Source organism: Kitasatospora sp. NE20-6 (assembly GCF_045862635.1).
The window spans coordinates 1-21,089 of record NZ_BPRL01000090.1 but is presented as its reverse complement, the minus strand read 5'-3'; the positions used below and the strand labels follow the sequence as shown (position 1 = coordinate 21,089).

The 21,089-nt window shown below is 71.1% G+C and carries 12 protein-coding genes and 1 pseudogene; 4 read left to right on the top strand and 9 right to left on the bottom strand.

Annotated features, from left to right (window positions below):
* Positions 1-518: 518 nt before the first annotated feature.
* Positions 519-2,696: a hypothetical protein gene (locus tag SNE206_RS37160; protein ID WP_407918008.1), complete on the bottom strand. Its 2,178-nt coding sequence runs from the start codon at positions 2,694-2,696 to the stop codon at positions 519-521.
* A gap of 632 nt (positions 2,697-3,328) precedes the next feature.
* Between SNE206_RS37160 and SNE206_RS37155 the strand changes: the two are divergent.
* Positions 3,329-4,058 (top strand): annotated as a pseudogene (locus tag SNE206_RS37155) (response regulator).
* A gap of 584 nt (positions 4,059-4,642) precedes the next feature.
* On the opposite strand, the gene SNE206_RS37150 reads toward SNE206_RS37155, so the two are convergent.
* Positions 4,643-6,061 carry a glycosyl hydrolase gene (locus tag SNE206_RS37150; RefSeq protein WP_407918007.1) on the bottom strand — a complete coding sequence of 473 codons (1,419 nt, stop codon included), beginning with the start codon at positions 6,059-6,061 and terminating at the stop codon, positions 4,643-4,645.
* Positions 6,062-6,525: 464 nt separating this feature from the next.
* Between SNE206_RS37150 and SNE206_RS37145 the strand changes: the two genes are divergently transcribed.
* On the top strand, positions 6,526-7,563 hold the full coding sequence (locus SNE206_RS37145; protein ID WP_407918006.1) for a LacI family DNA-binding transcriptional regulator: 1,038 nt from the start codon (positions 6,526-6,528) through the stop codon (positions 7,561-7,563).
* Positions 7,564-7,570: 7 nt separating this feature from the next.
* On the opposite strand, the gene SNE206_RS37140 is transcribed toward SNE206_RS37145, so the two are convergent.
* The 7 genes from SNE206_RS37140 to SNE206_RS37110 all read right to left on the bottom strand — a co-directional run bounded on the left by SNE206_RS37140 (position 7,571) and on the right by SNE206_RS37110 (position 18,433).
* Complete coding sequence (locus SNE206_RS37140) at positions 7,571-8,599, bottom strand: LacI family DNA-binding transcriptional regulator (RefSeq protein ID WP_407918005.1); 1,029 nt, start codon at positions 8,597-8,599, stop codon at positions 7,571-7,573.
* Between the two features lie 294 nt (positions 8,600-8,893).
* Complete coding sequence (locus SNE206_RS37135) at positions 8,894-11,437, bottom strand: carbohydrate binding domain-containing protein (protein ID WP_407918004.1); 2,544 nt, start codon at positions 11,435-11,437, stop codon at positions 8,894-8,896.
* A gap of 171 nt (positions 11,438-11,608) precedes the next feature.
* Positions 11,609-12,658 (bottom strand): LacI family DNA-binding transcriptional regulator, encoded by a 1,050-nt coding sequence (locus tag SNE206_RS37130; protein WP_407918003.1) that lies wholly within the window; start codon positions 12,656-12,658, stop codon positions 11,609-11,611.
* The gene (locus SNE206_RS37125) at positions 12,655-15,132 is read right to left on the bottom strand and encodes a glycoside hydrolase family 2 protein (RefSeq protein WP_407918002.1); all 2,478 of its coding nucleotides are present in this window, start codon (positions 15,130-15,132) and stop codon (positions 12,655-12,657) included. The genes SNE206_RS37130 and SNE206_RS37125 overlap by 4 nt, the downstream gene beginning before the upstream one ends.
* A gap of 70 nt (positions 15,133-15,202) precedes the next feature.
* Complete coding sequence (locus SNE206_RS37120; RefSeq protein ID WP_407918001.1) at positions 15,203-16,066, bottom strand: carbohydrate ABC transporter permease; 864 nt, start codon at positions 16,064-16,066, stop codon at positions 15,203-15,205.
* Complete coding sequence (locus SNE206_RS37115) at positions 16,063-17,034, bottom strand: carbohydrate ABC transporter permease (protein ID WP_407918000.1); 972 nt, start codon at positions 17,032-17,034, stop codon at positions 16,063-16,065. Before SNE206_RS37115 ends, SNE206_RS37120 begins: the two co-directional genes overlap by 4 nt.
* A gap of 91 nt (positions 17,035-17,125) precedes the next feature.
* Positions 17,126-18,433, bottom strand: a complete 1,308-nt coding sequence (locus SNE206_RS37110) for an ABC transporter substrate-binding protein (RefSeq protein WP_407917999.1) — start codon at positions 18,431-18,433, stop codon at positions 17,126-17,128.
* 336 nt (positions 18,434-18,769) lie between these two features.
* On the opposite strand from SNE206_RS37110, the gene SNE206_RS37105 reads away from it, so the two are divergent.
* Both SNE206_RS37105 and SNE206_RS37100 read left to right on the top strand, forming a co-directional pair.
* A complete protein-coding gene (locus tag SNE206_RS37105; protein WP_407917998.1) occupies positions 18,770-19,774 on the top strand; it encodes an ROK family protein in 1,005 nt (334 codons plus the stop codon).
* Positions 19,775-19,835: 61 nt separating this feature from the next.
* Positions 19,836-20,792, top strand: a complete 957-nt coding sequence (locus tag SNE206_RS37100) for an alpha/beta hydrolase family esterase (RefSeq protein ID WP_407917997.1) — start codon at positions 19,836-19,838, stop codon at positions 20,790-20,792.
* Positions 20,793-21,089 lie beyond the last annotated feature (297 nt).

Genomic DNA, 21,089 nt, shown 5'->3' with positions numbered 1-21,089 from the left:
AAACCGCGCGATCGGCAACCGGCAGCACCGAGTTCCTTCGCCCCGGCCTACGAGCGTGCCACGGCCGGTCCGCCAGGAGGGGTACCAGGACGGGGCTCCTGGTCGTTGCGCCGGTGTTCTCCACGGTGGTGTCCGTCTGCCGTCCGGTGCGCGCGGTCCGCTCGCCGCGTACGGAAGGAACCCGGCCGCCGTGTCACGGCACGTCGAGGTGATCGGTGGGATCGACACCCGCACCGGTGTTCACCGGTACCGGGGAGGCCGGTTCGCCGACCGCGCCACGACGGCGCCCGCCCGGGGCGCCGAGAGGTTCACCGCTGTCTCGATCTGTTCCGCGGCAAGGTCCGCGACAGCAACCGGGCCCGTGTGGAGGGTCGCCGGGCGGGCGGGCGGGCGTGCGGGCGGGCGGGCGTGCGGTGCGACCGCGCAGCGGGCCCGACGCATTCCCCCGCGTCGGGCCCGCTGGTGATACCTACCTACGGCGGTTCGGCCGGAGTTCCGAAAGCGGCAGGCTTCTGCGGCTACCTGCAGTAGCCGCCCCGGTAGTGACCGGCGGCGAGGTAAGACTTGATCTTGAGGCATTCCCCGTCGCCGTAGGCGGTCCTGGCCACGCCGGTGACGTAGTAGGACCAGGCGACGACACCGCCGGCGCCGAGGGCCCAGCCGACGGGCCCGAATTCAGCGGTGATGGCGGCAAGTGCCGTCCACGCCAAGGTGATGGCTGTCCCCGAGTACCGCCACTTGTTGGTCTCGGCCCTGTTGTAGTAGATGGTGCCGGTGATCCATCCCCAGCTGTACTTGGGGTCGGCAACGACCGGGAAGGTCGGCGAGACCGTGAGGCCCGAGGCGTTGGTGACCGGGGTGAGGTCCGTGGTGAGCGTGACGGTGTTGCCGTTCAGGCGGAACGAGGCAGGCCAGGAGACGCCGGCGGCGTCCTTCGCCCAGGGCTTGTCGATCTGGGCGACCTGCACGGTGTAACTGTTCCCGTCGCTGTCCGTCCGCTCCTTGACGATCCCGACGGATCCGTCGTCGTCAAGGCTCAGGCGCGTGCCGGCGGGAAGCGTCACGGGGAAGTCGTAGGCCGTCGGGGCGGACACGTTGTCGATGTGCACCAGGGCCCTGAAGCCTCCGTCGTCGGTGGCCTGGACGGCGGCCGAGTAGCCCGGCCGGGTGCCGCTGTACACCGTGGTCCCCGCCGTCGTGGTGCCGGTGCCGGATGCGGGAACGCCGATGGTCACGGTCCCGAAGGCGGCCGTTGCCGACACCCCGGAGGCACTGTTCCTCGGAATGCTGATGGTGTTCGTTCCCACGTCGTCGGTGCAGGACGAGACGGAGACGTTGTTCGTGTCGCTGGTGGTGCGCCGGCTGAGATCGGCGACGCCTGTGACGGCTTCGATCCTCCCGGCGGTCGTTCCGGCCGCGGCGACGGCGGTGTTGTCCGGATTGCCGAAGTAGGCGTAGGCATCGACGGAGACGGTGACCGCCGAGGTGCCGGTGTTGGTGAGGACGATCTGCCCGCTGCAACCCACCCGCGCGGTGGAGAAGGTGCTGACCGCGCTGTTCGGCTGATAGGCAACGGTGTTGAAGCCGGCGTCGACCAGTCCGGAGGAACTGACCGTGACGACTCCGGAGTCCGTGCTCCTGGCGGTGAGGTTGATCCCCACCGCGTCGGGCTTGGACGTGGGGATGCCGCCCCGGCCGAGCACCGGCAGCACGTAGCTGCTCCCTGCCTCGATACTCACGTTCTCGGCTATCCGTGCCGGTGCGAGCGGGTGCACCAGCGCCCCGGTCGTGGCGAGGGTGGAGAAGTACCCGGTGGCCGACACGGAGATGGTCACGGGGCTGGAGCCGAAGTTGTTGATGTTCACGATGCCGTTGCCGTTGCCGTCCAACAGGGTGTTGGTGCCGATCTTGGCTATCGCGAAGTTCTGGTCGAGGGTGTTCGCGGCGTAGTCGAGGGTGGCGTCGGCAGGGGTGAAGTCCCCCGCGCCGTAGACACGCACCGTGCCGGTGCCCGAACTGAGCGCCGAGATCGACAGGGAGACCGCCTGAACGCCGAGGGCGGGGATCGGCCCGTTGTCCAGCGGAGACATCCGGTAGGTGGAGTTCGGCGCGATGGTGACGTCGGTCAGGATCTGGGTGGGTGAGACCGGGACGTAGGTGCTGCCCCCCGAGGAGGAGTCGATCAGCAGGGTGTAGCCCTGGTTGTCCAAGTAGACCCGTGCCGCGGAGGTTCCGGAGTTGACGAGTTTGATCCTGCCGTCCGCGCCGACCTTGCTGATCACGAGGTTCGCCTGGTAGTTGGCCGTACCGTAGCTGAGCGCGGTTGCGGTGGGCGCGCTCTGGTCGCTCGCGTACACCGACAGCGACCCGCTGCCCGTCTCTCCCTCGGCGCTGAGGTTCAGAGCCACCGAGTCGAGGTTGGAGGAAGGGAGCCAGCCCTGACCCGCCACGGCCACCGTGGTCGTGCTGTTCGGCGCCACCACCACGTTGTCCATGATCCGCCCGCGGTTCAGGTGCCACTGCCCTGCTGCGGAGACGGGCGTGGCGGCCTGCGCGGAGGTGACCGGTGCGGCGAACGGTACGGCAAGTACGGCGGCGGCCAGGCTGGTCAGGGTGACCAGCCAGGTCGCCCCACGATGCCCACGGGGGGACCGGGTCGATTTCGGGATGCCCGGAAACCTGCGGGGTGGATGCATGATCCTGCTCCTTTGCGAGCTGCGGGAGACGACGGCACTGCGGGTGGCACCGCCCCCGGGAACGGCCGGAGAGCGCCGCGGATGCGGCCTCCTGCAGCCTGCCCGAGACCCGGCTGCCAGGGATCCGGCACCGGGTTGATCCGGTCGGGACGACGCCCGCCACAGCTCGTACGGTCGGTTGACGCGGAGGTTCACCGCCACGTGCTCACCTCAACCCTGGGGTTGACGCGGCTCCGGCCGGGATCCGTCACGTCGCACAGGGAACGCACGGATCAGCAGCTCACCCGGCGCGGCCGTCCCGTCCGCTCTCCTGCCCGCCGCGCGTCGCAGCCGGTCATGCGCGCATCGCTCGTGGCCCGGCACCGACGAACACCTCCCAGGACGCCGGCCCCGCACGGGTGGCGTCCGGTCCGCGTGACGGCTCGATCGCGCGGAGGGCGTGGCCAGGGGCCCCGGACCGGCCTCTGACCGGACGGGTCGAGCCGCGTCCGGAATCGGGAACGGCTTGATAGACATGCATGAACGCGTCAGTATGACGGGGGATCACGTGTGCGACGGTGCGTCAGAATTGCTCCGTCGAAGCCGTGTTCGCGTTTTTCCACGTCTGACGGCGGCCGAGTGCGAAGGGCGACATGACGAAAGTACTCGTTGCCGACGACCAGGTTCTGATTCGTGCCGGTCTGGCCGCGATCATCCGCGCCACCCCGGGAATGGAGGCCTGCGGCGAGGCGGCCGACGGCGAGGAAGCCGTCGCACTGGCGGCCCTGACCCAACCGGACGTCATCCTGATGGACATCCGGATGCCCGTCCTGGACGGCATCGGCGCCACCACCCGCATCATCGCCGCCGCCCGGCGGTTCCCTCCGAAGGTGGTCATCCTGACCACCTTCGACCTGGACGAGTACGTCTTCCGGGCTCTACGGGCCGGCGCATCGGGCTTCCTGCTCAAGGAAACCCCGCCTGACCGGCTGCTGCGCGCCATCGAACTGACCGCCGAAGGCGAGATGCTCTTCGCCCCCACGGTGACCTGCCGCCTGGTCCAGCACTACACCGCCCGCGACTCGTTCCAGGCCCCCCTCCGCCGGACCCGAGAGCCATGACCGACTGATGAGGGCCGGACTGACCAACCGTGAGACAGAGGTCCTGCGCCTGGTCGGCGAAGGAATGGACAACCGTGCGATCGCCGAGCGGCTGGTGGTCAGCCTGGCCACGGTGAAGACGCACCTCAACCACGTCATGACCAAGCTCCACCTGTCCAGCCGCGCCCAGGCCGTGGTCTGGGCCTATGAATGCGGAATCGTCAGCCCCGGCGGTCCCGGCAACCCACAGGCGGTCTCACCACTGGTGCGGCACCCGGACTGACGATCACCGCCCGTCGTGCAGACAGACAGACAAGCGGGTCCGGACGCGGGCGGGGAGCAGTCCGCGGCGGTGCCAGCCGGTAGAGGGCTGCGCGAAGCGGCAGCCGAACCCGATCCGGATCCGGGCCGGGTGGAAGGCCGGTGAACTGGCAGTGGCTCAGGTCGGCATCGGTGAGGACCGGGTGGGCCGCGTCCGTACCCCGGCCCGGCCGGCACCGGCCCGGTATCCGGGTGGCTCGTCCCGTTCCGGCCGACCGGTGGAACTGTTCGGCCGCGCGTTCTCCGGCCCGGTTCGGGTCTTGGGACGGCGGCCTTCACCGGCGGTAGGTCCGCGCCCGGGCGGCCCGGCGCGGCGTCCGGTACCGGGCCCGGCCTGCTGCCTGCCGTGAGCACGAGACGCCGCCTCCGGATCCCGGATCCCGGATCCCGGATCGCCTCGCCGCCGTCGGCGAGCATCGCTGCCAGGTCCACCGCGACCCGGCCGGGATCGTGCCCGGTCCCGCGTGATCGCAGGACGAAACGCGCGGGTTGGCGCGCGTGGGTGCCCCGGCCGGGTGGGGGTCCGGCCGGGGCGGTTCCGCGGTGTCAGCTCGGCAGGGTCCACTGCTGCCAGGCGTTGGTGTTGCAGTCCCAGATCTGGAGCTGGGTGCCGTCGGCGGTGCTGCCGCCGGGGACGTCGAGGCAGCGGCCCGACTGCGGGTTCTTCAGCCGGCCGGACGTGGCTTGCCACTGCTGGGCGCCGGTGCCGTTGCAGTCGTAGAGCTGGACCTTGGTGCCGTTGGCGGTGCCGGCGGAGACGATGTCCAGGCAGCGGCCGGAGTTGGGGTTGCGGATGGTGCCGTCGCTGCCGACGGTCCAGGCCTGGGCGGTGCCGGGTGCGCAGGTGTAGAGCTGGACGGCGGTGCCGTTGGCGGTGCCGGCCGCTCGGGCGTCGACGCACTTGCCGCCGAGGCCGGTGATGGCGCCGGTGCCCCCGCCGGTGCCGCCGCCGGTGGGCAGGGTGATCTCGCCCTGGTTGAGGACGCGCGGAAGGAAGTAGCCGGTCTGGATCTCGGCGTTGGTGTTGTTCCCGGTCAACTGCTCCGACCAGAGCATGAAGTAGGACCAGCGGGGCTGGCTGTCGAGCAGGGCCGCCGTGGGGATCTTGCCGAGTTCGGCGATGGCGATGGGCTTGCTGCCGGCGATGGCGAGCATCTGCTGGTAGTCGGCCGCGCTCGGGTAGTTCTTGTACCAGGCGTCGAGGGAGACGACGTCGACGTAGGAGCTGCCGGGGTAGTAGTTGGCCCATCCGCCGGCGGGGTTGTCCTGGACGTTCCAGACCCAGATGAGGTTGGAGAGGCCCTTGGTGTTGGCGAGGTAGTCGTGGGTGATCTGGTAGAGGCGGGCGCTGCCGTTGGTCCCGGGGCGGTGGCCCCACCAGTTCCAGGTCTCGTTCATCTCGTGCAGCGGGCGGAACAGCGCCGGTATGCCGGCGTCCTTGAGCTGCTGGAGGTAGGGGACGGCCTCGTCGAGGCGTTTCTTCCAGGCGGTGTTGAGGGCGGTGCCGTCGGTGATGATCTGGGTGAACTGGGCTTCGGTGATGCTGGACTTGACGCCGCCTTCGAACGCGCAGCCGCTGCCCTGGGTGGGCGGGCAGACGTGCCAGGTCAGATTCACCAACGAGCCGTTGGCCCATTCCGTCTTGGCCTGGTTGATGACGCTCTGCCGGTTGGCGACGTCGGAGGCGTTGAACATCAGGTCGCCGCCCCACAGACCGGGGTACTGGCCGGTGATGTTCTTGACCTGCTGGGTGTACTGGGCGGGGGCGGAGGCGGGTTCCTTGTTGTGCTGGCCGGAGACGATGCCGGTGCCCGTGATGGACTGCAGGTAGGACAGCACGTTCGCCTTGGGGGTGGCCGGGAAGGCCTGGGCGTCCGGGGCCGGAAGGGTTCCCAGGAGCAGTGCGGCAACGCCCGCGGCGAGCGCGGCGCCGCTGGCGGACAGTCGGGTGAGGGCTGGACGCATGGTGGTCGGCTCTCTCGTGTAGGGGTGGGGGACTCCCGTGGCGCGTGCGGGACCTGTGAGGCCAGGCGGTGGCATCGGTGTGGGGTGCTCCGAGGGCACGGCGCAACGGGCTTCTTCAGGCGGTGCGGAGGCGCTGGACTGCTGCTGAGCAGCCCGGCGTCCGGCGTTGGAGTTCCTGCCGGAGCACGTGCCTGAGATGAACCGAGTAAGCGAGATGAACATACGGCTGCATGACAACGTCGTCAACAGTGCGGGCTACAATTCAGGTGGCTCCAACTGCGGCTCGCTCAGGCGAACACTGAGCTTTCATCGGCCGGGTGGGACGCGGATCCGGGGTTCGGCATGCTGGGGCGCACAGCGGCCGGCTGCGGTGAGCAGCTGGTCGCTGCAACGGTCGGCAGCTAGCATTCATTAACCGAGAAAGTCGCATCGGCCGGCCGGAGGCCGGCCCGGTCCGCGGCGCGATGGGAGCCCCGGTGAAACGCCCGACCATCAACGACGTGGCGCGCACGGCCGGTGTGTCGAGGGGGGCCGTGTCGTACGCCCTCAACGGACGGCCAGGCGTCTCCGAGGCGACGAGGCAACGCATCCTGTCCGTCGCCGAGGAGTTGGGCTTCCATCCGGACAGGGCGGCCAGGGCACTGGCCGGGGCGCCGGCGAAGGCGATCGGCCTGTCGCTGTACCGGCCCGCGAGCACGCTGGGCGTCGAACCGTTCTTCATGGAGCTGATCAGCGGCCTGGAGGCCGAACTGTCGCTGCGCTCCTACGCTCTGCTGCTGCACATGGTTGCCGACCGCGAGCAGGAGGCGGCGGTGTACCGGCGGTGGGGCCGTGAACGCGCCGTGGACGGGGTGCTGGTCTGTGACGTCCTCGAACACGATCCGCGTCTGCCCTTGCTGGAGGAACTCCGCTTCCCCGCGGTGGTGATCGGTCCGCCGCCGGCCGGCGGTGCGATCGCCAGTGTCTGGTCGGACGATGCGGTGTCCCTTCAGGAAGCCGTCGGGTATCTCGCGGCGCTGGGCCATCGCCGCATCGGTCACGTGGCGGGCATCCCGGAGTTCGCGCACACAAGGGTCCGCAGTGCCGCGTTCGCGGACCTCGCCCGCCGGCTCGGGCTGGAGGCCGCCCCCTGCGCGTACACCGACTACAGCAGCCCGGACGGTGCTCGTGCCACGCGCAGGCTTCTGGGGGCTCCCGACCGCCCGACCGCCCTCGTCTACGACAACGACATCATGGCGGTCGCCGGGCTGGCCGTCGCCCAGGAGATGGGGCTGTCCGTGCCCGGGGACCTCTCCGTCGTCGCCTGGGACGACTCGCCCATCTGTCGCATCGTGCATCCGGAACTCACCGCGCTGACCAGGGACATCACGGGGTACGGTCGGCAGGCGGCGCGGCTGCTGCTGGCGGCGGTCGACGGCCGCGAGATTGCCGATGTGGCGGTGGAGGCCGCCCACCTGACCCCGCGTGCCAGCACCGCGCCCCCTGCGGGAAGGCTGTACTGACGCACCGTCAGGAACGGGGCGGCGGGGGTGGGGCGGTGCTGTCCCGGACGAGCAGGACGGCGGTGTGGTCCAGTACCGCGGCCGGCGGCCGTCCTTCGATCACGTCGAACAGCAGCCGCACGGCGTGCGCGCCGTACGCGACGATGTCACGGCTGAGGACGGTCAGTGCGGGGCGCACGGCCTGGCAGAGCGGTGAGTCGTCGAACGCGACGAGCGAGAGGTCTGCCGGTACCCGTAGTCCCATCTCGCGGGCCACGGCCAGGCCGGCGACCGCCATCACGTCGTTGTCGTAGGCGATGGCGGTCGGCCGGTGCGGAGAGCTCAGCAGCCGCCGGGTGGCGAGCCCCCCGGTGCGTGCGGTGTAGTCGGAGCCGACGACGGTGGCCTCGACGCCTGCCTGCCGGCATGCTGCCTCGAACGCGGCGTCGCGGACAGCGGTGTGCAGCATTCCCGCGGGGCCGCCGACCCGGGTGATGCCGCGGTGCCCGAGGCCCGCCAGGTGCCGGACGACGGTGTCGACGGCGGCGGCGTCGTCGTTCCAGATGCCGGTGAGTACGTCACCCGGGACGGGGCCGCCCACGACGACGGCGGGCAGACCGAGTTCGGCGAGCGGTCCGATGCGCGGGTCGTCGGACTCCAGGTCGCACACCAGAACGCCGCCGACCCGCCGTTCGGCGTGCCAGCGGCGGTAGACGGCCGTCTCCTCGGCCGCGTCGCCGACGTACTGCAGGGCCAGGCCGAGGTCGCGGGCGGCGAGTTCGGTCTGGATGCCGCTGATCAGCTCGCGGCGGAACACCTCGACGGTGTGGGCGTCGGAGGCGGGCCGGCGCAGGGTCATGCCGACCGGACGGACCGCCGCGCCGTGCAGGGCCCGGGCCGAGGTGTTCGCGTTGAAGCCGATGTCGCGGGCGATGCCGAGGATACGGGCGCGCATCTGCTCGGAGACGCCGGGACGGCCGTTCAGCGCGTAGGAGACGGTCACCCGGGAGACCCCGGCCTGCCGGGCGATGTCGGCCATGGTGGGCTGCCGCGGCATGAGCCTCCTCCGGACGGGCGCACCGGAAGCATACCCGCGGAGGTCCCGGCGACGGGAATGCCGGCTCGTGCCTTGCCTGCCGCCACCGGCGCCCGGCCCTGAACACCCTGGGGTCCGTGCCGGTCGCCGCCCGGGTCTCCCGGGACCGGGCCTTCGCCTGTGCTCCTCCGCCCCACCCGCGGTGGATCACCACGGGTGGGGCGGAGAGGGTACCGGTGCCGTACCCCGGAGCCGGGCCGCGGGGCCGGGGGCGCCGTGCACGGATGGCGGTGCGGTACGGCCGGGGTGGTGGTGTCAGCGGGTGGCGGTGACGGTGTCGATCCAGGCGGTGCCGGTGGCGGCCCGGCCGTTGAAGTAGAAGGACAGCTGGGTGACCTTGCCGGGGTCGAGGGTGCCGGGGGTGGCCCAGGCGGGGTTCTTGAAGGTGTCGAGCGGGATGGTGAGGGTGGTGCCGGTGGTGCTGGTGAGGGGGACGGTGGTTTCCCAGTAGGTGCCGTTGGCGACGAACTGGACGGTCAGGGCCTGGTCGGTGCTGCCGTCGGAGCGGGCCCACAGCCGCAGCGCGGTGGCGCCGCCCCAGTCCTGCGGGGTGGGGAGGGTGCGGATGATGCCGGCGTAGCCGGGGGAGCCGTGGTCGTAGGCGGCGCGGAGGCTGTGGCCGGTGCCGTCGGCATGGGTGGTGTCGAGGGTGGTGGTGACGGGTCCGCCGCCGGTGTTGCGGGGGTAGGCGGTGGCGAGGGCGCTGTCGGAGGGGTAGCTCTCGAAGTCGTCGACGGTGAGGTCGCCGGTGGTGAAGGTGGAGGGTGCGTTCGCGGCGGGGGTGGAGCCGGCGGCGTTCACGGCGGTGACGCTGTAGTGGTAGGTGGTGTTGGGCTGGAGGTTGGCGGCGGGGGTGTAGCTGGTGCCGCGGATGCTCGTGGCCTGGAGCACGGGGTCGGAGAGGTCGGCGTTCTCGGAGACGGTGAGGGTGTAGTAGGCGGCGCCGGGAGAGCCGGTCCAGGTGAAGGCGGTGCGGGTGTCGACGCCGCTGGCCTGGTCGGCGGGGGTCTGCTGGAAGGCGCCGGGCTTGCCGGTGGCCGGGGAGGCGGTGGCCGCCGTCCAGGTGGTGCCGGTGAGCGGGGCGGGGTGGGCGGTGGCCTTCCAGCTGAGGCGGATGTGGCCGGTGGCCTGCAGGTTGTCGAGGGTCAGGAGGGTGTGGCCGCCGCGGCGTTGCAGGGCAGGGGCGGCGTTCACCCAGGTGGTGCCGTCCGCGGAGGTCTGGACGGTGGGCAGCGCGGAGCGGTCGGGGGTGGCGAAGTCGGCCTGGAAGCCGGTGAGGCCGGGGCGGCTCCAGGTGATCTGCCCGGTCTTGCGGGAGGCGGGGGCGACGCGGACACCGTCACCGTCGGGGGTGATGGTGAGGGTGTCGCTGTGCGAGGAGGTGAGGGTGTAGCTCTGCAGCGGGTCGGCCGCGCTGTCCTGGCCGGGGGCGGTGGCGAGCGCCGGGGAGGTGGCGAGGGTGCGGCCGGCCCGGTCGAGGGCGACGGTGCGGTACCAGGTGCGGGTGGCCGGGGTGGAAGGGTCGAGGTAGGGGGCGTCGTTGTCGGAGAGCCCGGTGGCGACGGTGGTGTACGGGCCGTCGGGGCCGTTGGTGGCGCGTTCGAGACGGTAGCTGTGGGCGCCGGCGGTGCCGCGCCAGGCGACCTGGTTGATGCCGGCGTTCTTGGTGACGGCGGTGACCAGCGGAGGCGTGGTGGGGACGGCGGGGCGGGGCCGGTCGCCTGCGACGGTCAGGGCGAAGGCGGACTCGGCGAGGACGGCGGCGCGCATCGCGGCGGTGTCGCCCGGGTGGTGCATGGTGAAGCCGTCGTCGTGCTGGACGTAGCCGTGGTCGTCGGCGTGGCCGAACAGCGACCAGGAGAGCGCGCCGGTGACGTTCGGGTCGTCGGCGAGGGTGAGGGCGTCGGCGGCGGTGACGCTGTCGGTGCCGTGTTCGCCGGCGAGGTAGACCTTGCCCTTGGCGGTGACGGCCTTGGCGTCGGCTGCTTCGGTGGCGGCGCTGCTCGGGTAGTAGTGGACGTCGACGATGTCGACCTGGGCGGAGGCGAGCGCGGCGGCGTCGACGCCCTGCTGACGGCCGGCGGCGACGAGCTGGCGGGGCGCCAGCGCGTGCAGGTAGGCGCCGATGTCGTCGGCCCAGGCGGTGGTCATGTCGTTGAGCTCGTTGCCGAGCGACCAGGACATGACGGTGGGGTCGTCCTTCAGCGCCAGCCCGGTGTAGGGGTTGACGTGGTTGAGGACGTGGGCGATGTAGTCCTTGTACGCGGCGACGGCACGGGCGTCGGTGTAGAACGCCTTGGGTTCGAGGCCGAGCCACTTGGTGATGTTCGTGTAGCCGCCGGAGTAGTACGTCCACTGGTCGGTGAGCGGTACGACCAGGCGCAGGCCCAGGGCGCGGGAGCGGGCGACTGCGTGGTCGATGCTGGCGAACGCGGCGTCGTTGTACTGCCCGAGGGCGGGCTGGATGCACTTGGCGCAGCCGAGCGAGGTGCCCAGGGTGTGGGAGCGGACGACGGTGGCGTTCATGGCGCGGGCCGTCCTGAGGGCATCGTCGATGCGGAAGTAGGTGGGGTAGTCGACGCCGCCGACGTTCTCGTCGAGGCCGAGCCAGTAGAGGTTGGTGCCGCCGAAGCGGAAGGGCTGCCCCTGGAGCGCGAGGTGGGCGCCGTCGCGGGTGACGAAGGTGTCGGCGGCGGCCGCGGGGGTGCGGGCGCCGGCCGGGGCGGTGGTGGCCGCGACGGCGGCGCAGGCGGCCGCGAGGGCGACGGCCGTGGTGGTGCGGCGGGCTGTTCCGGGCATGGGTGTACCTCTCGGTGGTGGGAGGGGCCGGGGCCCGCTCGCACGGCGGGGCCCCGGGGCGTGGGGGTGGTTCGAGGGACGGGGCCGGGTGCACGGGGTGCTGCGGCGGGCGGCCCGTGGGCGTCGTCCGCCGCGGGGTGGTCCGGGGCCGGGGAGTTCAGGCCGGTGAGTTCAGGCCGCAGGAGGGGACGTGCTGCTGCGGGGCACCAGGACGGGGCGGGGCACCGGTCCCGACTCGACGGTCTCCCGGTTCATGACGGCGAACAGCTTTCGGGCGACCTCTGCGCCGAAGCCGAACACGTCGCGGCTCATCGCGGACAGGGTGGGGTGGGTGAGCTGGCACAGCTGGGAGTCGTCCCAGGCGATGAGGCTCAGGTCGGTGGGGACGTGCAGGCCCATCTCGGTGGCCACGGACACGCCGGCGACGGCCATGATGTCGTTGTCGTAGATGATGGCGGTCGGCGGGCGGGCCGAGGAGAGCAGGGCGCGGGTCGCGCGGGCGCCCTGCTCGCCGGAGTAGTCGGTGGGGACGGACCTGGCGTCTTCCAGGCCGAGTTCGCGGGTGACTGCCTCCAGGGCGGCGGTGCGGATCGCGGTGTGACCGAGTGCGGGATTCCCGCCGACCCGGCAGATGCGGCGGTGGCCGAGCGCGGCGAGGTAGCGGACGGCTTCCTCGATGGCGCCGGCGTCGTCCGTCCACACCGAGGTGAGGCCGCCGGTGAGGTGCGGGTGGCCCACGGCGACGGCCGCCACGCCGATCTTCTGCAGGGCAGGGATGCGGGGATCGTCCTGCTGGATGTCGACGAGGATGGTGCCGCTGATGCGCCGGGTGTGCCACCACTCGCGCTGGACCGCGAGCTCCTGGTCGGTGTCGCGGACGAGGTGCAGCAGCAGGGAGCAGGACCGCTCCTCCAGGATGCTCTCGATGCCGGCGATGAACTCCATGAAGAAGGGTTCGAGGCCGATGTGACGTGCGGGGCGGGAGAGAACCAGGCCGATGGTGTTGATGGTGCGGCTGCTGCCGGAAAGCGACTTGGCGGCCTGGCTGGGCTGCCAGCCGAGTTCGGCGGCGGCGGCGTGGATGCGGGCCCGGGTTGCCTCGGAGACACCGGGCCGGTTGTTGGCGGCCAGGGAGACGGCTCCGATGGAGACTCCGGCGCGCGCCGCGACGTCCTTGATGGTGACGCGGCGCGGCGCCGGGATCCGGGGGTGGCCGGTCACAGGGGCTGCTCCGCGCGCGGGGTGTTGATGCAGCGCAGGGCGGTGGTGAGGTCGGTACCGGGCAGCGCGGCGGCCCAGTCGTCGACGTGGAAGACGGCGCTCTCGCCGGGCAGCAGGGTGGTGAGGCCGCGGTCGGTGCGGGCGCCCGGGTGGAGCCGGTCGGCCTGCAGGAGCAGGTCACGCAGCAGGGTCCGGGCGGTGACGGTGATGTGCGCACCGGAGCCGGCCGGGGTGACGGTCGCGTCGAAGGCCGCGTCGGGGTAGGCGAACTCGGCGTCGGTGGCAGCGAAGTGCCAGGCGCGCAGGGTGTCGGCGTCGGCCGTCCACAGTTCCTCGGTGGTGTCCGCGGCATCGGCGACGGTGTCCGGCACGTCCAGGAGCGCGACCGTGCGGGGTGCGGCGTCGAAGGTGAGTTCGGCGGTGGCGAGGGCGGTGCCGTCGGCGTGGTGGCGGCGCACGGTGACGGTGCCCGTCCACGGCTGCGCGCTCTGGTTGACGACGGCGAGGACGAGCCGGCCCTCGCGCTGCTGGAAGGTCAGCAGCCGGTCGGCGTAGATGCGGCGCAGTTCGTGGTAGAGCGGCTTGGGCCGGGCGTCGCCGTCGATGGCGGCCCAGGAGGTGACGGGCCAGCAGTCGTTGAGCTGCCACAGGACGGTGCCGGCGCAGAGCGGCCAGTGGGAGCGCCAGTGCTCGACGCCGGTCGCGATGGCTCGGGCCTGGTTGACCTGGGTGAGGTAGTGCCACTCGTCGAAGTCTGCGGGGGCCCCGAAGTGGTGGGTCAGGCCCCGGTCGAGCTTGCCGTTGCCGTCCTCGGCCTTCTGGTGGTGGAGCATGCCCGGGGAGTCGGGGGCGAGCGCCTCGTCGGGCAGGGCACGGCGCAGGGTGGCGAAGGCCGGCGGGGCCTGCCAGCCGAACTCGGCCACGAACCGCGGCACGGTGGCGAGGTAGTCGGTGTAGTCCCGGCGGTTCCACACCTCCCAGGAGTGGACGGTGCCGTGGTCGGGGTGGTTGGGGGTGTGGTCCCAGGAACCGGACCAGGGGCTGCCGGCCCAGTAGGGGCGGGTGGGGTCGGTCTGGGCGACGATGCGGGGCAGCAGGCCGAGGTAGTAGCCCTCGCCCCAGGAGTCGCTCTTCAGCTCGTCCTCCCAGCCCCACTCGGCGAAGCCCCACAGGTTCTCGTTGTTGCCGTTCCACAGGACGAGCGAGGCGTGCGGCATGAGCCGGGCGACGTTCTCGCGGGCCTCGGCCTCGACCTCGCCGCGCAGCGGCTGCTCCTCGGGGTAGGCGGCGCAGGCGAAGAGGAAGTCCTGCCAGACCATCAGGCCGAGTTCGTCGCAGATGTCGTAGAACGCCTCGTTCTCGTAGATGCCGCCGCCCCAGACGCGGACGAGGTCGACGTTGGCGTCGGCGGCCTGCTGGAGGCGTTCGCGGTAGCGGTCGGGGGTGACGCGGGTGATCAGGGTGTCGTCGGGGATCCAGTTGACGCCGCGGGCGAAGATGCGGGTGCCGTTGACGACGAGGGTGAAGCCGGTGCCGTGTTCGTCGGCGGAGGTGTCGAGCTCGACGGTGCGGAACCCGATGCGCCGCTGCCAGGTGTCCAGGGCGGTGCCGTCCTCGGCGGCGAGGGTGAGGCGCAGGTCGTACAGCGGCTGGTCGCCGTAGCCCCGGGGCCACCACGGGGCCGCGTCGGGAACGTGCAGGACGAGGACCGCGGTGTCCTGGCCGGCCGGGACGGCGGCGGTGGCGGTCCGGCCGCCGGCGGTGGCGGTGACGGTGAGGTCGCGGCCGGCGCCGGTGGCGGTGCGCTCCAGGTCGAGGTGGAGTTCGACGGTGCCGGTGCCGGTGGCGGGGTCCACCGTGGTGTGCGGGCGGACGCGGGCGAGGCGGGCGGTGGACCACTGCTCGATGCGGGCCTGGCGCCAGATGCCCGCGGTGACGAGGGTCGGGCCCCAGTCCCAGCCGAAGCTGCAGGCCATCTTGCGGATGTAGTTGGTCGGCTCCGGGTAGGAGTTGGGGCGCTCGCCGAGATGCGCGCGGACGGCTTCGGCCTCGGTGCAGGCAGAGGCGAAGTGCACCGTCAGGTCGGCTTCGGCGTCGAGGAGTGCGGTGGCGTCGTAGCGGTATCCGCGGTGCATGTTGCGGGTGGTGCCGAGGGTACGACCGGCGAGGGTGACCTGCGCGACGGTGTCGAGGCCGTCGAAGACGAGGTCGGCGCGTTCGAAGGCCCGGTCGCGGGCGGGCAGGGTGGTCCCGTACGTCCAGTCGGCGCGGCCGATCCAGGCGACGGCGTGCTCGTTGAGGCCGAGGTACGGGTCCGGTATCAGGCCGGCGGCGAGCAGGTCGGTGTGCACGCAGCCGGGGACCTGGGCGGGCACGGCGTCCGTGCGCAGGGCGGACGGAGCCTGCTCGGGGGTGTGCCGGGTGGTGTCCAGCCGCAGCGTCCAGCCGTCGGTGATAGGCGTGCGGACCGTCATGCGTGTCTCTCCTTGTGGTGCGTGGTGGCCGATCCGGCCCACGGGATGTGCGTGTGGGTACGGGGTTCGGTTACTTGGTGGAGCCGGCGGCGAAGCCGCTGTAGATGAACCGCTGCAGGGTGAGGAAGACGATCAGGGTCGGCAGGATCACGAGGACCGTGCCGGCCGAGATGGTCTCCCAGTGGGCGCCGAAGGGGCCCTTGAAGCGGAACAGCGAGGTGGAGACGGTGCCGAGGTCGGAGGCCGGCATGTAGAGGAAGGGGATGTAGAAGTCGTTGTAGACGGTGATGCCCTTGATGATCACGACGGTGGCGACGGCGGGCTTCAGCATCGGCAGGATGATGCGCCGGTAGACGGTGAAGCTGTTGGCGCCGTCGAGCCGGGCGGCCTCGTCCAGGGAGACCGGGATGGAGCGGATGAACTGCAGGAAGACGTAGATGGAGACGATGTCGGTGCCCAGGTAGAGCAGGATCGGCGCCCAGCGGGTGTTGAAGGCCCCCAGGTCGTTGACGATCTGGAAGGTCGCGACCTGGGTGGTCACGCCCGGGACGAGCGCGGCGACGAGGAAGAGCCCCGTCACGAGCCTCTTGAGGCGGAACTCGAAGCGGTCGATCGCGTAGGCGGTCATCGAGCCGATCAGCACCGTGCCGGCGGTCGACACCACGAGGATGATCGTGGTGTTGACGAAGGCCTGCAGCATCTGGCCTTCCTGGAAGGCCGTCAGGTAGTTGCCGAGGTTGAACCAGTCGGACGGCGGTGTCAGCGGGCCGGTGGTCCGGGCCTCGTTGCTGTCCTTCAGCGAGGTGAGGAGGACGACGGTCATCGGGACGAGGACGACCGCACCGGCGAGGATCAGCGACAGGTACTTCGCGGTGCCGCCGACGGTGATGCGGGGGCCCCGGGTGGCCGGGCGGACGGTGACGGGGGTGGTCACGACAGTTCGACCCTCTCCTCCGGCACCAGGCGGCGCTGGATCCAGGTGACGAGCAGGATGACGGCGAGCAGCACGACGGCGCCGGAGGAGGCGAGGCCGACCTTGTCGAACTTGAAGGCGAGCTTGACGGTCTGGATGACGAACGTCTCGCTGCCGTTGGCGCCGCCGGTCATGATGTACGGGATCTCGAAGACCGAGAGCGAGCCGGAGATCGCCAGGATCGCGCTGAGACTGATGATCGGCTTGATGCTCGGGGCGATGATGTGCCGGAACTGCTGCCAGCGGCTGGCGCCGTCGAGGGCCGCGGCCTCGTAGAGGTGGCCGGGGATGGACTGGATCGCGCCGAGGAAGAGCACCATGTTCAGGCCCATGTAGCGCCAGACCGACACGCCGGCCAGCGACTTGTTGACCAGGTCGGGATCGCCCAGCCACATCGGTTCGCCGTGGAAGCCGAGGATCTGGAGCACGGAGTCGAGGGTGCCGCCGGGCTGGAAGAAGTACAGGAAGACGAAGCCGATGGCGACGCCGTTGACCAGGTACGGGAAGAACAGGATGCCCTTGAAGAGGTTGCGGAACTTCGTGTCGAAGCTGAGCACCGTGGCGAAGTAGAGGGCGGCCGCGATCTGCACGAAGGACGCCGCCAGGTAGACGCCGCTGACCAGGAAGACCTTGAACAGCTCCGGCCGGGTGAAGAGTTCGACGTAGTTGTCGGCGCCGACGTTCTCGCTGGTCGGGCTGAGGCCGTCCCAGTCGGTGACGCTGTAGCCGAACATGTCGAGGATCGGCAGGTAGGTGAAGGTCACCAGGAGGGCGAGCGGGACGAGCAGGTACAGCCACGGCGTGATGCGCCAGGAGGTGCGCGTCCCTGTGGTGCGGCGCGGTGCCGGGACACGGGTCGCCCGGCCCTTGCGGCGGCCGGGTGCAGCGGAGGCGCGGGGGCGCGTCCTGGACTCTGCGGTCATGGTCATGGTCCTCGTTCGAACGTCGCTCGTACGGCGCCCCGGGGGCGCGGCGGTGGGGCGGTGGCCGCGCCCCCGGGGGGTGCCGTGCGGCCGGATGTCAGCCGCCGATGGTGCTCTGCGCGTCGGACCACTTCTTGTTCAGGTCCTTGAAGAAGCTGTCCGCGTCGCCGCCGGCAGCACCGCGGGCCACGTCCATCAGTCGCTGGCGGTAGTCCTGCGAGGTGATGCCGATCTCCGACGCCTTGTCGATCTTGTTGACGGCTTCGATCCTGTTCTGGCTCTCCGGGACGAACCGGACGTTCTTGTCCTGGAAGGGCTTGAGGCTGTCAGGCAGCGCGGTGCCCTTCACCGAGGAGATCGAGCCCTCGGCGGCGGCGCTGCCGGACTTGGTGATGAACCAGTCGAGCCAGGCGCGGGCCGCTTCCTTGTGCTTGGAGTGCACGTTGACCGCGTACTGGTAGTCGGGGCGCAGCACCGAGCAGAAGTGGCCGTCGCTCTGGGTGGGGAAGGGCATGAAGCCGATCGTCGAGGGGTCCTGGCCTGCGGCCTTGGCGGCGGCCTGCATCTGGGAGACCGCCCAGGAGCCGAGCCACATCGAGCCGACCTTGCCGGAGCCGATGAGGGTCTTGGAGTTCTCCCAGTTGCTGGTGGTCGGGTCGGGCTCGGAGAGCTTCTCGTGGACGATGTCGAAGAGCAGCTTGTCCGCGGTGTGGAGGTCCTTGCCGGCCGTCCACGGCTGGGGGGTGGTGGCGAGCTCGTCGCGGGCACCGGCGCTGCAGCTGGGCGAGCCCAGGGCGTTGGTCCAGTTGGTGAGTGGCCAGCCGTCCTTGTAGTTCGTGTAGTACGGGATCGCGCCGGTCTTGGCCTTGACGGCCTTCAGGTCCTCGATGAACTGCTCGGGGGTGGTGGGCCATTCGGTGATGCCGGCCTGCGCCCACACGGTCTTGTTGTAGACGAAGCCGTTGGCGACGCCGATGTTGGCTATGCCGTAGACCTTGTTGCCGACGGTGGCGTGGTCGGTGTAGTCGAACGTGTCGGCCAGCGAGGTGTCGCCGAGCGGCGCGAAGAACGTCGGGTACTGGCTGACCGAGAGGGAGTTGGGGATCAGCAGGACGTCGCCGTAGCTCTCGGTGTTCATCCGGATCTTGGTCTCGCCCTCGTAGTCGGTGAGCCCTTCGAAGGCCACCTTGACGCCGGGGTAGAGCTTCTGGAACTCGGCCGCGTACTTCTTGAGCGTGCCGTCCTGGACGAGGTCGGTGCGGTTGGTCAGCACGGTGATGTCACCGGAGACCTGCGCCGGGTCGCTCGGCGCCGCGGCCACGGACGAGCTGCCGCTGCCACTGCTGCTACAGGCAGTGAGGACCGTCATCGTCGCGGCGGCGACAGTCAGCCATCCTCTTCGCATACCTGTTCACTCCTCGGTGCTGTGGGGGTTGATCGCAAGGGAGGGGGAGCCGCACTGGCGGCTGAGGCCCGGAGGCCGATGGACGCTTAACGTAGACGTCACATCTGGGCCATGTCCATAGAACGGTAAAGCCGATATTCAAGGGGGATTAATAGCGATTTAGGCTTAACAAACTAAAATTTACTAAAACGGAATCGCGGGGCGTGCCCCATCCGGAGGAGGGGTGGACCAAGGCTGGACATCGTTGTCGAAGCGGATCACACTCAACCCGGCACGATCCGGTCACGCTCCAGCGGCGTCGGCCACCGATCCGCAGACACCGCCGGAGTCATCACCATGAGTAATCAACAGGTCGAAATCGCCACGGGCCGACCGGCCTCCGCCTCCCCGCTCTTCGCAGCCCTCGACATCGGCGGCACGAAGATCGCAGGCGGCCTCGTGGACACCACGGGCACGCTCGTCACCCGTCTCCAACGCCCCACCCCCACCCTCGGCAGCACGCACGAGGTCGCCGACGCCGTCCACGACGTCCTGACCGGCCTGGCCCGACACCCCCGCTGGACGGAGACGATCGCTGTCGGTGTGGGCAGCGCCGGCCCCGTCGACATCCCCGCCGGCGCCGTCAGCCCCGTCAACATCCCCGCCTGGCGCGGCTTCCCGCTGCTGGAGGAGATCGCCGCACACCCCGCGGCACACGACCTGCCGGCCGTCCTCGCCGGCGACGCCGTCGCCATGACCGCCGGCGAGCACTGGCAGGGCGCCGCCCGCAGCCACCGCAACGCCCTGTGCATCGTCGTCTCGACCGGGGTCGGCGCAGGCCTCGTCCTGGACGGCACCGTCTACTCCGGCCTCACCGGGAACGCGGGCCATCTCGGCCACATCACCATCGACTTCGAGGGCGAGCCCTGCCCGTGCGGATCGCGCGGCTGCGTGGAAACCTTCGCCTCCGGCACCTCCATCGCCCGCCGCGCCCTCGCCGACGGCTGGCAGCCGCCCGGACCGGACACCTCTGCAGCCGCCGTCGCCGCCTGCGCGGCCCAGGGCGACCCCATCGCCCGTGCCGCCTTCGACCGCGCCGCCCGCGCCCTCGCCGCCGGCATCGCCGCCACCGCCACCCTGGTCGAAATCGACACCGTCGTCATCGGCGGCGGCGTCGCCCGGTCCGGCGACCTCTTCCTGCAGCCGCTGCGCCACCACCTCGCCGCCTACGCCACGCTCCCCTTCACCGACGGCATGACCGTTGCCCCCGCCCGCCTCGGCACCGACGCCGGACTCGTCGGCGCCGCTGCCCTCGCCATGCACCACACCCACCCCGCGGCCGCCCTCCAGCCGCAGGGCTGACCCGGCAAACGGCCCCCACGCCGTACGGACCCCCCACCGCATCGAGGAAGGAAACCTTCACGTGTTGCTCCGTACCACCCTCGCCACCACGGCGCTGGCCACCACTGCACTGGCCGCCGCCGTCCCCTATCCCGCCGCCGCTGCGGGGCCCGCCCGGTGCACCACGGTTGCGGCGGGCGACACCACGGTGCAGGTGCCGTTCGACGGCACCACGTACGGCGTGCGTGTCCACGTCCCGGCCCGCACACCGGGCAGCGGCCGGCTCCCGCTGGTCCTGACACTGCACGGCAGCCAGAACACGGGTCAGGGGCAGCTCACCTACACCGGCATCACCCGCACCGCGGACACCCACGGCTTCATCGTCGCCGCACCCGAGGGCGCCGTGCCCGGCGGCAGCGGCTACATCTGGAACGTCCCGCAGGTCACCCCCACCGGCACCCGCGACGACATCGCCTACCTGAGCCAGGTCATCGACACACTCACCGGCACCCTGTGCGCCGACCCGGCCCGCGTCTACGCCACCGGATACTCCGGCGGCGGCCGGATGGCCTCGGCCCTCGCCTGCGCGATCCCAGGCCGGCTCGCCGCCGTCGCCCCGGTCGCAGGCCTGCGCGCGGGCCGCCCGGACCCCGCCGACGAGCGCACCCCCGACCCCGCCTCCTGCCGTCCCGCGAAGCCGGTACCCGTCCTCGCCTTCCACGGACAGCAGGACTACACCAACCCGTACGACGGCGCGGGCAGCACCGCCTGGCGCTACTCCGTACCGACCGCACTCGCCCGCTGGGCCGGCCTCAACGGATGCCGGCCCGACCCGGTCACCTCCCGGGTGACCGAACACGTCACCCTGACCGCCTACCGCGGATGCAACCGCAACGCCGAAACCGCGCTCCACACCGTCACGGACGGCGGACACACCTGGCCCGGCTCCCCCTACGAGTCCGAAGGCAACGGCACCACCACCCACGAGATCGACGCCAACACACTGATCTGGCAGTTCTTCCGCCGTCACCACCGCTGAACCGGCCGCAGGTGCTCGCCGACACACATCGCCCCGACTGACCACATCCCGCAGCACATCCCGCAGCACGACAGATGCCATCCGCGGAGAACCCGGCGACGCACGCAGACCCGAGCCCGGCCCCCCTGGGGGACCGGGCTCGGGCGACGACCGCGGTGTCCGCGCGGCTCCTAGTAGGGCTTGGTCAGGTGTGATCACTGGCGGCGTGTCCTTGTGGCCGCGGGCGCGTTGATGGTGTGTGACACCTGAGGAGATGGATCGGGTCCGGGAGGACCTGGAGTCGTTCACGGCGGAGAT